The 13,476-nt window shown below is 68.6% G+C and carries 5 protein-coding genes; 2 read left to right on the top strand and 3 right to left on the bottom strand.

All coding sequences use genetic code 11. From position 1 onward, the window contains the following. Positions 1–23: 23 nt before the first annotated feature. On the bottom strand, positions 24–755 hold the full coding sequence (locus tag F0357_RS21210; protein ID WP_153491459.1) for an LOG family protein: 732 nt from the start codon (positions 753–755) through the stop codon (positions 24–26). Between the two features lie 514 nt (positions 756–1,269). Here F0357_RS21210 and F0357_RS21215 point away from each other — a divergent pair. Both F0357_RS21215 and F0357_RS21220 read left to right on the top strand, forming a co-directional pair. Continuing rightward, positions 1,270–9,708, top strand: a complete 8,439-nt coding sequence (locus F0357_RS21215; RefSeq protein ID WP_153489568.1) for an autotransporter outer membrane beta-barrel domain-containing protein — start codon at positions 1,270–1,272, stop codon at positions 9,706–9,708. Positions 9,709–9,716: 8 nt separating this feature from the next. Next, positions 9,717–10,814 (top strand): TIGR03032 family protein, encoded by a 1,098-nt coding sequence (locus F0357_RS21220; RefSeq protein ID WP_312861769.1) that lies wholly within the window; start codon positions 9,717–9,719, stop codon positions 10,812–10,814. 61 nt (positions 10,815–10,875) lie between these two features. Here F0357_RS21220 and F0357_RS21225 read toward each other — a convergent pair whose 3' ends face one another. Together F0357_RS21225 and F0357_RS21230 are read right to left on the bottom strand one after the other, a co-directional pair. Continuing rightward, on the bottom strand, positions 10,876–11,700 hold the full coding sequence (locus tag F0357_RS21225) for a p-hydroxycinnamoyl CoA hydratase/lyase (protein ID WP_153489575.1): 825 nt from the start codon (positions 11,698–11,700) through the stop codon (positions 10,876–10,878). Positions 11,701–11,829: 129 nt separating this feature from the next. After that, a complete protein-coding gene (locus F0357_RS21230) occupies positions 11,830–13,389 on the bottom strand; it encodes an AMP-binding protein (RefSeq protein WP_153489579.1) in 1,560 nt (519 codons plus the stop codon). Between the last annotated feature and the right edge of the window lie 87 nt (positions 13,390–13,476).

A 13,476-nucleotide genomic window follows, 5' to 3' on the forward strand; every position in this document is an offset into this window, starting at 1 on the left:
GTGGCGGGTCGCGGGCTCGCGCGTCATCGCCGGATCTCCTCGAGGCCGCGCGCGACCAGAATGTCCCAGATTGCCTCGGCGTCGGAGGCGAAGGCGAACAAATCGAGGTCGCCCTCGGCGATCATGCCATGCTCGATCAGGGCCTCGAAGCGGATCACCGAGCGCCAATAATCCTCGTCGTAAAGCACGATCGGGATCGGCGGCGCCTTGTGGGTCTGGCGCAGGGTGAGCAGTTCGAACATCTCGTCGAAGGTGCCGAAGCCGCCGGGGAAGACGACGAGCGCGTTCGCCCGCATGGCGAGATGCATCTTGCGCATCGCGAAATAATGGAAGCGGAAGGTGAGTTCGGGCGTGGTGTAGGCGTTCGGCTCCTGCTCGAAGGGCAGCGAGATGTTGAAGCCGATGGTCGGCGCGCCGGCCTCGCGGGCGCCGCGGTTCGCCGCCTCCATCACGCCGGGGCCGCCGCCGGTCGCGATGACGTTGTCCCGAAAGGCCCCATGGTTGGTGAGCGCGCCGCCGCGCTCGGACGCGATCCGCCCGAAGGCACGCGCCGCCGCATACCAATCCGCTTGCCGACCGGGACCGTTTGCACGGGTGCGCGCGCTGCCGAACACGACGACGGTGGAGCGTACGCCGGCGGCGCGCAGCGCCTCCTCGGCCTTGGCATATTCGAGCAGGAAACGCACACCGCGCATGGAATCGCCGAGAAGAAAATCCGGATCGCACGCCGGCAACCGATAGGACGGCGACGCCATTTGCAGCGCGTTCGGCGGAAGCGCATCGCCGGTCGCGTCCGCCGGATCTCCAATGGTCGTCGGCTCGTCCATCCTCGATCCCCGCGCTCGCTCGGTCCGTCTCGCATGCGGGGTGCCGCCGACGCCCGGCGGACCCGCTTTCGGGCCTTCCCTGCCACACTTCGCCCCACCTTCCAACGCGGGCTTTCGGAGGACCGCGCGGCACGGGCGGGGCATGGCCGCCGCGCTCGGCGCGGGCCACCGGCGAGCGCCGCAGCTTCGGCGATCTCTCGCCGTTGGATTTGGCGTGGCGCGGTGGGATTCAACAATGTCAGTAATTTATCACATATATTATAGTTTTGCGACAGATGTATCGTGTACGTATTGTTGCTTGCAATTATGGATTGTGACGAGTTCTGATGAGAGCTTTGCGAAATTTGTGATGTTGAGCTATATGCCAGATGCTGCGTGTTGAGCGGCTAGGTGATGGGGGCATCGCCGGCCGTTCTAGAATGATCTGCCTTGGGGGGCTGAGATGGCGAACGTTGTGGGTCGGTCCAGCGGGGCCGCCGGTATCTATGGTGCGTCGAGCGCGCGGTTGCGGCTCAGTACGGCGCTCTCCACATCGCTCTGCGGCCTGGGGCTCTTTCTCGCGATCGTTCCGGCGCCTGCCCAGGCGCAAGCCTGCGTCGGCAATTGCATCGTCGTTTCGGGCTCGCCCGGCGGCAACGGCGGCAGCGAGAACTACTATTTCGACGCGGCAAACGGCGGCAATGGTGGTAACGGCGCCGCCGGCGGGTTTTTGAACAATCAGATCGGGTCTCAGACTACGATCATCTCGGGCGGCGGCTTCGGTGGCTTCGGTGGCGAGGCCTCGAGCGATCACGCAAATGCGACCGGCGGCAATGGCGCGACCGGTGGCAGCGGCGGTACCATCATCATCAGCGTGTTGGGCAACATTGCACCACCGAGCGGCAATGGCGTCGCCGTCTATGCGAACGGCGGAATGGGTGGCTTCGGCGGACCGGCCTCGGGAGGCTGGGACGCCTGGGGCGGCAACGGCGGCACGGGCGGGAGCGGTGGTTCCATCAACGCGACGGTCGCCGGCACGACGACGATCACCACCTCCTCCGCCCAAAGCACCGGCATCCTGATCCAGGCGAATGGTGGGGCGGGCGGTGTCGGCGCGCCCGCCAATGGAACTCACCGCAGCTATGGGGGCAGCGGCGGCACCGGCGGCGCGGCAGGGACGGCGGTTCTGACGGTTCAGAGCGGCGCGAGGATCGTGACCTCTGGCGACGGATCCGCCGCGATCTGGGTCACCGCCAACGGCGGCACCGGTGGCAATGGCGCCGATGCGGACGCCCTTGGCGATACGGACGGCGGGCCGGCGGGCACGGGCGGCAGTGCCGCCCAGGGAATCAATGTCGTCTCCGTCACCGTGCAGAGCGGGGTCACCCTCACCACCACGGGATATGCCTCGAACGCAATTGTCGCGCAGAGCCTCGGTGGGCTCGGTGCGAACGGCGGGTCGGCGAGTAGCATCTTCGACGGATCGGGCGGTGCCGGCAGCGCCGGCGGGTCGTCGGGCCAAGTCTATGTGATGAGCGCGGCGACCATCCACACGAGCGGCAATGGCTCGATTGGAATCGTCGTACAATCCGTCGCGGGTGGCGGCGGCAACGGCGGCAGCGCGGATTCATGGGTCGCCCCCCTCGGGGGCAACGGTGCTGCGAGCGGCGACGCCGGCGGCGCGACCGGAATCAATCGGGGTGCCGTCACCACGACGGCCAATTATGCCCACGGCATGATGGTCCAATCCATCGGCGGCGGGGGCGGCAGCGTCGTCGGCGGCGCTGGTTCCAACATCGCGATCGGCGGAACCGCGAGCCAGAGCGGCACCGGCGGGGGGGCTGAGGCGCTCGCGCGCAACTACGGCTCGGTGGTCACCACCGGCGCTTTCTCAGACGGCCTTCTCGTCCAGTCGATCGGCGGCGGCGGCGGCAACGGCGGCGGGGCGGGCGGCATCGGGTCGCTGGGTGGCCAGGGCGCGTCCGGTGGCAACGCCGATGCGAGCAAGGTTTACAACAACGGCACCATCGCCACGAGCGGTGCGAACGCGTTCGGTATCACCGCCCAATCGATCGGCGGCGGCGGTGGTCGAGGCGGCGGCGCCATGAGTGTCAGCCTCGGGGCAGCGGCTGCGATCGGCGGCGGCGGCGGCGGTGGCGGCGATGGCGGGACCGTCTACGTCAGGAACAGCGGCCCGAGCGCGACCGCGATCGTGATCTCGACGACCGGCGACAATTCCGCGGCGATCTTGGCCCAATCGATCGGCGGCGGCGGCGGGGCGGGCGGCAACGCCTTTGCGGCCGACATCGGCCTGGCGGCCCTCTCGATCGGCGGCACCGGTGGCGGCGGCGGCGGTGCCGGCAACGCGACCGTGGTCAACCAATCGGGCATCCAGACCACCGGCGATCGCTCGTCGGCGATCATGGTGCAATCGATCGGCGGCGGCGGCGGCCATGGCGGCAGCGCGATGTCGTTGAGCGCCGGCCTCTATGTCAGCGTGGCCGTTGCGCTCGGCGGGTCGGGCGGCTCCGGCGGCGCCGGCGCCTATGCGGGTGTCACGAACACCGGCACGATCGTCACCACGGGTATGGATTCGTTCGGCGTCCTCGCCCAGTCGATCGGCGGTGGCGGCGGCAACGGCGGGTCCTCGGCGGCCAAGAGCGTGGCGGTCGGATTGGAAGGTCCGGCTCTGGCGATTTCCGCAAGCTTCGGCGGCTCGGGCGGCTCGGGCAATACCGGCGGCACGGCGAAGGTCTCCAACTACGGCACGGTCTCCACCACCGGCAGCGGCTCGACGGGCATCGTCGCCCAGTCGATTGGCGGCGGCGGTGGCACCGGCGGAGATTCGAGCGCACTTTCGGTCGCAGCCTCTCCGGAAGGCACCATCACCGCATCGATGGCGCTTGGTGGCACAGGCGGCAGCGGGGCCATCGGCGGTGCTGTCACCGTTACCAATGCCGGCAGCGTGGTCACCACGGGCGACTATGCCGAGGGCATCGAGGCCCAGTCGGTCGGCGGCGGCGGCGGCCACGGCGGCGTCGGAACCACGTCGGGCGCGGCCGTCGGCATGCCCGGGGAGTTGAACGTCTCGTTGTCGCTCGGTGGCGGCGGGTCGGGCGGCTCGGCCGGCGATGCCGGCACGGTCAGCGTCTCCAACAGCGGCCTCATCTCGACCGCGGGCGCAACCTCGCGCGGCATCCTCGCCCAATCGATCGGCGGCGGCGGTGGCAGCGCCGGCGGCGGAACGGCGAATTCCAACGGTGGTCGCGTTTCCGTTTCGGCCTCGCTCGGTGGCAAGGGCGGCGGCGGCGGCAACGGCGGTATCGTCACTGTCACGAACACCGGCACGATCGCCACGACCGGCGACGATTCGGACGGCATTCTCGCCCAGTCTGTGGGCGGCGGCGGTGGCGCGGGCGGTAGCGCGAGCTCCACGTCGAAGACCGGGTCAGCGAGCCTCGCCGGTCAATTGGGCAACAGCTCGAGTTCGAGCTTCACCCTGTCTGCGAGCCTTGGCGGAAAGGGCGGCGGCGGCGGCAACGGCAACAACGTCAACGTGTTCGTCGGTACGCCGTCGACCGGCGCGACGATTACCACGACCGGCAATCATGCGAGTGCCATCTTCGCCCAATCGATCGGCGGCGGCGGCGGCAAGGGCGGTGCGGCGGCGGGCTCAGCGAGCGGTGGCAAGGCGGGCCTCACGCTTTCCCTGGGTGCCACGGGCGGCAGCGGCGGGTGGGGCGGCACCGTCAACGTCCGCGCAAACGGCACCATCGCGACGGCGGGCACCGACTCCATTGCTATCGTTGCCCAGTCGGTCGGCGGCGGCGGCGGCAGCGGCGGCAACGCCAATGCGGTGGCGACCGCCACTATCTCGCTCGGTGGCGGGGTTGGCGGGTCCGGCGGCGGGGGTGGCGGCGGCGGCAGCGTCACGGTGACGACCGGTGGCACCGTCGTCACCAAGGGGGCGCTTTCGGACGGCATCCTGGCGCAATCGATCGGCGGCGGTGGCGGCATCGGCAGCACCGCGGGTTCCGATAATCATGCGTCCGGTAGCCAGTCCGTTTCGCTTGCGCTGACCCTCGGCGGAACCGGCGGCAATGGCGGCAACGGCGGCGTCGTGACCGTCGGCAACGGCGCGGCCATTTCTACGGCGGGCGCGCACGCCAATGCCATCGTCGCGCAGTCGATCGGCCAAGGTGGCGGCAAGGGCGGCGCGGTCTCCTCGAAGGGCGCTGGGGGCACCTACAACATCAGCGCGTCGCTGGGCGGTTCGGGCGGCGGCGGCGGAACCGGCGGGAACGTCTACGTGACGAACACGGCCGTGCTCCACGTCACCGGCGATCAGGCGCTCGGCATCCTGGCGCAGTCGGTCGGCGGCGGCGGCGGTCTCGGCGGCGCATCCGCCGACACGGCCAAGGGCGGCAAGGTCGGCGTGAGCCTGGGGCTCTCCGGGAGTGGTGGCTCGGGCAATTTCGGCGGCTTGGTCCAGGTGACCAATTCGGGCAGCATCGCCACGAGCGGCCACGGCGGCATCGCGATCCTCGCGCAATCGATTGGCGGCGGCGGCGGCAGTGCCGGGAGCGCAACGGATACGACGTCCAGCAAGATCGGCGTCGGTGTGGGCGTGTCGGGCTCCGGCGGCGGCGGTGGTTGGGGAGGCCAAGTGCAGGTGGGCCTCAGCGGCGGACAGACGACCGTCGTGTCCACCAGCGGCAGCCATGCCGATGCGGTCCTCGCCCAGTCGATCGGCGGCGGCGGCGGCAATGCCTCGTCGGCGTCCAGCAAGAGTGCAGGGGCCGGCAACAGCGGCGCCGGCATCGCCCTCACCATGGGCGGCGCTGGCGGTGTTGGGGGCGCGGGTGGCCAGGTCACGATCAACAATGGCGGGGCGGGCGTCGCGGCGGCGACCGTCTACACCACAGGGCTCATGTCGAGCGGTCTCGTCGCTCAATCGATCGGCGGCGGCGGCGGTCGAGGCGGTGCCTCGTCGAGTTCGACGAACGGCTCCGGCGTCGCTTCCGTGTCGGCGGCGCTCGGCGGTTCCGGCGGCTATGGCGGTGCAGGCGGTTCCGCGACGGTGACGAACTACGGCCTCGTCAAGACGAAGGGCAGCCACGCGACAGGCATCCTCGTTCAGTCGGTCGGCGGCGGCGGCGGCAATGCCAGCGTTGCGAGCACCGGGTCGTCCGATGCGAAGGCCGATGCCGACGTATCGGCCACCCTCGGTGGATCAGGTGGCAATGGCGGATGGGGCGGAGGCGTCTCCGTCACCAACGCCGGAACGATCGTCACGGAGGGCAACGGCAGCATCGCGATCCTGGCCCAGTCGGTCGGTGGCGGCGGCGGCAATGCCGCGGCGGGCAAGGAGAGCGCGTCCGGCGGCAAGGTGAGCGTGGCGCTCGGCCTCGGTGGGTCTGGCGGCGGAGGCGGTTCGGGCGGACAGGTGAACGTCCAATCGAGCGGGGCGATCACCACGTCTGGTGCCCATGCGGTCGGAATTCTCGCGCAATCGATCGGCGGTGGCGGCGGTAACGGCGGCAGCTCGAACAATGCCGCGACCAGCAAGATCGCGCTTGGGGCGTCCCTGAGCGGCGGTGGCGGCGCCGGGGGTGTCGGCGGCCCGGTTCAAGTCCAGCTCGGCGCCGGTTCGACGGCCTCCACCATCGTGACCTCGGGGCTCGGGGCCGACGGCCTGCTCGCCCAGGCGATCGGCGGTGGCGGCGGCAACGGCGGTGCTGGCGACGGCAAGGCCGACGGCAAGAGCGGCGGTGCCGTGGCCCTGACCGTGGCCCTGGGCGGCTCCGGCGGTGAAGGCGGCTCGGGGGGCGATATCCTCGTCAACGATATGACGACGGGGAACGCCATCACCACCAAAGGTCGCGACGCGGCCGGCATGCTGATCCAATCGATCGGCGGCGGCGGCGGCAAGGGCGCCGCCGCGGGCTCGGCATCGTCCGGTTCCGCGACGGTCACCGTATCCGGCACCGTCGGTGGCTCGGGCGGCGCCGGCGGCTATGGCCGCCAGATCAATGTCACGTCCGCCTCGACGATCGTCACCAAGGGCGACGGTTCTGACGGCATGCTGATCCAATCGATCGGCGGTGGCGGCGGCAATGCCGTGTTTGCGAACAGCACGACCAAAGCCAGCAAGAGCGATGTCGCCCTTGCGCTCGCGCTCGGCGGTTCGGGTGGCGCGAGCGGCGGCGGTGGTCAGGTCCAGCTCACGCAATCCGGCGTGATCTCGACGCTCGGTGAGGCGTCGGACGCCGTCGTGGTCCAGTCGATCGGTGGCGGTGGTGGCCGTGCTTCCAGCGCGGCGGTCAAATCGAACGGCGGCACTGTCAACGGATCGCTCGCGATCGGCGGCACCGGTGGGTCCGGTGGCTCGGGCGGCAGCGTCAACGTCTCCGTCAACGGCAGCCTTTCGACGGCGGGCGTGAATGCCGATGGCCTTCTCGCCCAATCGATCGGCGGCGGCGGCGGTAATCTCCTCGCCCTTTCCTCGGAAGCCGAGAGCACGGCCTCGCTCGCCTTGACGCTCGGGGGCAACGGTGGCAACGGCGGCAATGGCGGTCCCGTCTCCGCCACCGTCGCGCCATCCGCTCAGATCGTCACGGCCGGCAAGAACGCCCACGGCATTCTGATCCAATCGATCGGCGGCGGTGGTGGCAAGGTCGCGACCTCGGCAGCCAGCGCGTTCGCCAGCTTCACGTTCGGCGGCCCGACGTCTGGCAATGGCGCGAATGGCGGCGACGTCACGGCGCAGGTCTTCGGAGCGGTTGCCACCTCGGGGGCCGGCGCCAACGGTCTCTTCGTGCAATCAATCGGCGGCGGCGGCGGCATCGCGGGTGATGTGTCGAGCACGCTCTTCGGCTCCGCCTCCACGCGTCCCGAAGGACAGGGCGGCGACGGCAGCGGCGGCAACATCAACATCGTCGTCGCCGGCACCATCGCAACGACGGGGGCCAATGCCCCCGCGATCGACGCCCAGTCGATCGGCGGCGGCGGCGGCGTGGTGCAGGCTGGCTCGACAAGCTTCGTCGGCAGTGCGGGTGGGACGGGCGGGTCCGGCGGCATCACCATCAATGTCTCCGGCACGGTGTCGGCGAGCGGCGCCAACTCGCCCGGCATCTACGCCTTGACCGCCGCGTCCAATCCGACCTGGGCCGGGCCCATCGACATCAATCTTCAAAACGGCGCGCAGGTCTCGGGCGGCACCGGGTCGGGAGCCGGCATCATGCTGTCCGGCCCCGGTCAGAACCGCGTCACGATCAATTCCGGGGCAAGTCTCCAAGCGCTCGGTGGCACCGCCATTTCGGTCACATCCGGAAATGTGGCCGTCCAAAATGCAGGTACCGTCACCGGCAGCGTCGATCTCGGCAACGGGTCGGGCGGGTTCAACAATCTGGCCGGGGGCCTGTTCAATACCGGCGCTTTCGCCATGCTCGGCGGTGGCACGCTGTCGAACGCCGGCACGGTGAGCCCCTTCGGGCTCGGCAAGGTCGGCACCACGACGCTCACTGGCACCTTCAACTCGCCCGGGACGCTTCAACTCGATCTCGACGCCAACACCAGCTCCGCGGATCAACTCCTGGTATCGGGGACCGCAAACATTGGTGGAACGGTCTACGGCAATGCCATCGGCATCGCTCCGAATACGTCGTTCCAGGTCCTGACCGCTCAGTCGATCTCGTTCTCGGCGCAGACCCAGAGCCAATCCTTCCTCTACGATTGGGCGCCGATCTTGGGAACGTCCGGGACCTTGAACACCCTGACACTGGTGCCGAATGCCGATTTCACGCCGAACGGCGTGTCGCTCTCGGCAAACCAAACCGCCATCGCCCAGCATCTGCAATCGGCGTGGACGGCCGGTGGCTCGCCGTCCAGCGATGCCATCTTCACCTCGCTTCTCGGGGTCAACTCGACGGCGGCCTATCAATCGGCACTGAACGACCTTTCACCCGAGCAACTGGGCTCGACCGCATCGAGCCGGACCTCCGAGAGCCGTGCGGTGCTCAGCCGCACGATGAGCTGCCCGGTTTTCGCCGAAGGCACCCTGCTCGTCGTCGAGGACCAGTGCGCCTGGGGTCGCGTCATCTTCGGCCGAACGTCGCAGAACAGCAGCAACGAACACCAAGGCTTCACGAGCGATACGGTCACCGCGCAGACCGGCGTCCAGATCGAGGTGGCCCAGGATTGGTTCACGGCGTTCTCCGCCGCCTATCAGCAATCCTGGACCACGGGCAGCGGTAGCGGCAGTTCGACGACCGGGCAGGGCGGCGATGTGACGGCCGCCCTCAAGCACCAGATGGGCGCCTGGCTGCTCGCCACCGCCGTCGATTTCGGCTGGATCACGAGCGACAGTAGCCGCAGCGTCAATTATCTCGGCGCGTCGCCGTCGTCCTCGTCGGACACCTACAACGTCACGGGCCGTATCCGTGTCGCCTACGACGCTCCATTCCGGACGTTCTATCTGCGGCCCTATGTCGATCTCGACGTTTCTTACGTCAACGTCCCCGGATTCCAGGAATACGGCACCAGCGGCGCGGAACTCGCCATTCAGGGCCAGAGCCAGACGACCTTCATCGTCAGCCCTGCGATCGAGCTCGGCACACGCTTCGTTTTCTCCGACGGCATGGTCCTGCGTCCCTATGCGACGCTCGGCGCGTCGTTCGCCTCGAACGAAAGCTGGACGACGACGGCGAGCCTCGTCGGTGCTCCGGCGGGCACCGGCACCTTCGACACCAAGACCTATATGCCCGATGCCCTCGCCAATCTGGACCTCGGTTTGCAGGCGTTGACGGCGAGCAAGTGGGAGGTGAAGCTCGATTACGGCTTGAGCCTCGGCAACAATTTCACCTCGCAAACCGGCATGGCGCGCGTCGCGCTACATTTTTGAGGAACCAAGTGTCCGCTGCGGAGACTGCGCCGGCCGACGCGTCGGCGCCCACAACCGAACTCACCTGCTCGCGCGGCTTTTCCCAATGGCTCGCCCAGCACCAGGTCAGTCTCGCCTTTTCCTCATACCAGACCGGCCAGCTCTTTCTGATCGGACGGATGCCGGACGGCGCGGTCTCGTTCCATCAGCGAGACTTCGAACGCGCCATGGGGCTTTGGTACGAGCCTGGGCGGCTCTTTCTGGCGTCGATGGTGCAGATCTGGCGCCTGGAAAATATCCTCGCCGCGAACGAACGTGCGAACGGCTATTTCGATCAGCTTTTCGTTCCGCGCACGGCGCGGATCACCGGCGATGTCGATGCGCACGAGATGGTCGTCGAAGCGAGCGGGCGCATCGTTTTCGTCAACACGAAGTTCTCGTGTCTCGCCACGCTGAGCCTGTCCCACAGCTTCAAGCCGCTGTGGAAGCCGAAATTCATCTCGCGCCTCGCGGCGGAGGATCGCTGTCACCTCAACGGCCTCTGCTTGGAAGACGGCAAGGTGGGTTACGTCACCGCGGTGGGCCGTACCGACGTGGTCGACGGATGGCGGGGGTCGCGCGTCGGCGGCGGCGTGCTGATCCGCGTCGCCGACGACACCATTGTGGCTGACGGGTTCTCGATGCCCCATTCGCCACGTCTTCATAACGGTTCCCTGTGGCTGCTCGATTCCGGTCGCGGCTATCTCGTGAAGGTCGATCCCACAACCGGGGCCAAGGAAGACATCGCGTTCTGTCCGGGATTCATGCGTGGGCTCGCCTTCCACGCCGGCCACGCGATCGTGACGCTGTCGCTCCCGCGCGATCTCAATTTCAACGGGCTTCCTTTGGAGGACGAGATCGGGCGCCGCGGCGGACAGCCCTGGTGCGGCGTTCAGATCATCAATCTTGCGACCGGCGACATCGTCGAGTGGATTCGTCTCGACGGTGCGATCCGCGAGCTCTTCGACGTCACGGTCATGCCCGCTGTCGCCTGCCCGATGGCGGCCCCGTTGCAGGGCCCCGATCTGGCGAACCTGCTCACCATCGAAGCGCCGGAGCGCGCCCTCGACGAGCCCGGGTGGGCTTGACGGGCCGGAGACGTCCGGCCCGTTGCCGTGCGACGCCGGGAGCGCGCCTGCGCTACCCGCCTCAATCGCGCTTATAGGCGCCGAGGCCGGGGCGGTAGGTCTTGTCGTCGAGGAACTGCTTCAGGCCCTCGTCGCGGCCGCGGGTCTTGTCGAGCTGGAGCATCTGCTCGAGCTTCGCGTAGATGTAATCGTCGGACGCATCCCACGGCATGTTGCGGACGCGCTTGAAGGTGTCCTTGGCGGCCTTCAGCGTGACCGGGTTCTTCTCGAGTAGGGTATCGGCGATCGCGCGCACGCGGGCCCGGAGGTCGGCGAGCGGAACAGCCTCGTTGACGAGGCCCATCTCCGCCGCCTTGCGGCCGTCGAACACCTCGCCGGTCATGATGTAGTAGAGCGAGTCGCGATGGCGCATCACCTCGGCGACCGCGCGGGTCACGTTGCCGCCCGGCAGGATGCCCCAGTTGATCTCCGAGAGGCCGAACTTCGCCTCTTCCGCGGCGACCGCGAGGTCGCAGGCGACGAGCGGCGTGAAGGCGCCGCCGAAGCACCAGCCGTTGACCATGGCGATGCTCGGCTTCTCGAAATACATGAGCCGGTTCCACCAGCCGCTCGATTGACGACGCGCCTTGAGGGTCGCCGCGCGCGGCTTGCCGTCGTTGTCGCGGAAGTACTCCTTGAGATCCATGCCCGCCGACCAGGATTCCCCGGCGCCGGTCAGGACGAGCACGCCGCAGCGATCGTCGCCCTCGAGCTCGTCCAGCACCTCGAGCATGCGCACGTTGAGGGCGGGATTCATGGCATTGCGCTTGGTGGGCCGGTTCAGGGTGACGAACGCCACGCCGCGTTCGAACTCCACCAGCACCGGGTCGGTCGTGGTCTCGCTCATGGATGGGCTCCGATCTCTAGCCGCTGCCGTCGGTTCACGGGCGGCGAAGGTCTTGGGATGAAGACGAAGGTCTTGGGATGAAGATTGGAAGTGAAATCCTGGGAAAAGGGTTCGCCGCCGATAGGGCCGTCACGACGACGCAGCGTCCTCGCGGCGAAGGAGATGTTTCTGCACCTTGCCCGAAGCGGTGCGCGGGATGGTCTCGACGATGAGGATGCGCGTCGGCAGCTTGAAGCGGGCGAGACGCGCCTCGCAGTGGCTGGCGATCTCCTCGACCGCCGGATCGAAGCCCGGCTTCGGCACCACGAAGGCATGCCCGGTTTCGCCCCAGCGGCCGTCGGGCACGCCGATCACCGCCGCCTCCTGCACCGCCGGATGGGTGATCAGCGCGGCCTCGATCTCGGCCGGGTAGACGTTCTCGCCGCCGCTGATGAACATGTCCTTCAGGCGATCGACGACGCGGATGAAGCCGTTCGCCTCGCGGAAGCCGAGGTCGCCGGTGCGGTACCAGCCGTCGGTGAAGGCGGCCGCCGTCTCGGCCGGACGGTTCCAATAACCCGGCGTGACCGTCGGTCCGCGCAGCCACACCTCGCCGATCGTGCCGTCGGACACGTCCGCTCCCTCTGCTCCGACGATGCGAACCTCGATGCAGGGCGCTGGAAGGCCGACGCTGCCCGGATTGGCACGCACCGCGTCGCGATCGATCGGCACGTGCACCGCCGTGCCGGCCTCGCTCATGCCGTAGCCGTTGACGAGTACCACGCCGTCGTCGAGGCAGCTTTCGATGAGCGTCTTGGTGAGTGGCGCGCCGCCGACGAAGATCGCGTGCAGCCGCGACAGGTCGGCGCTCGGATAACCCGGATCGTTGCGCAGCGACGTGATCATCTGGGGCACGGCGAAATAATGCGTCACCCCAATTGCCGGATCGGTCAGGAAGGCGAGGCTGCGCGGCGGCGTGAAGCGGTCGGAGAGCACGAGCGTGCCGCCAAAGGTGAGCGTCGTCCGCGCGACGGCGACGAGCCCGATGGTGTGGAAGAGCGGCAGGTCGGAGAGGACCACCGCGGCCGGGCCGATCTCGCCGACGAAGGCGAAGTTGATGGCGGAGAAGAAGGCGTTGCGCCGGGTGATGACGACGCCCTTCGGCTGGCCGGTGGTCCCCGAGGTGTAGAGCAGGATGCACGGCGCCTCGGCCTCGGCCGCACGGGCCGCGACCGGCGCGGCAGCCCGCAGCCGCGCGGAGGCCCCGTCCGGGCCTTCGAGGGTCAGCAAGGTCAGCCCCGGCTTGGCCTCGGCTGCCGCCCGCGCCGCCGCGGCGAATTCCTCGGCAGCGATGAGGAGCGCCGGCGCACAATCGGCCAGGATGGCGGCAAGCTCGCTCGCCCCGAGGCGCCAATTGAGCGGGGCGAACACGGCGCCGATCCGCTGGCAGGCGAGGGCGATGACGATCTGATCGATGCCGTTGCGGGCAAGCATCGCGACCCGCTCGCCAGCGGGGGAGCCGAGGGTCGTTTGCAGGAAGCCGGCGGCCCGTGCGATGCGCTCGTTGAGCGCCGCATAGCTCAGGGTTTCGCCGCTCGCGATCTCGATGCATGCGGTCCGCTCGGGCGACACGCGGGCCCGGTAGGACACAGGCTCCTCGGTGAGCAGACCGGCGGAAAAGGCTCTCAGGTCGGCCGACACATTCGGCATTCGATCCTCCCTTCGCTCAGCGCGACGAAGTGGCTTTTTGTTAGTAACACTAACTAATATGATCGGCCGGCTTGTCAAGAGTGGCGC

The sequence above is a fragment of the Segnochrobactrum spirostomi genome (assembly GCF_009600605.1).
GTDB classification, from domain to species: Bacteria; Pseudomonadota; Alphaproteobacteria; order Rhizobiales; family Segnochrobactraceae; genus Segnochrobactrum; species Segnochrobactrum spirostomi.

What these genes read in the sequence shown, in the direction of transcription:
- F0357_RS21230 (WP_153489579.1), bottom strand. Translation starts at nt 13,389, where the DNA reads ATGCCGAATGTGTCGGCCGACCTGAGAGCCTTTTCCGCCGGTCTGCTC.
- F0357_RS21225 (WP_153489575.1), bottom strand. Translation starts at nt 11,700, where the DNA reads ATGAGCGAGACCACGACCGACCCGGTGCTGGTGGAGTTCGAACGCGGC.
- F0357_RS21210 (WP_153491459.1), bottom strand. Translation starts at nt 755, where the DNA reads ATGGCGTCGCCGTCCTATCGGTTGCCGGCGTGCGATCCGGATTTTCTT.
- F0357_RS21215 (WP_153489568.1), top strand. Translation starts at nt 1,270, where the DNA reads ATGGCGAACGTTGTGGGTCGGTCCAGCGGGGCCGCCGGTATCTATGGT.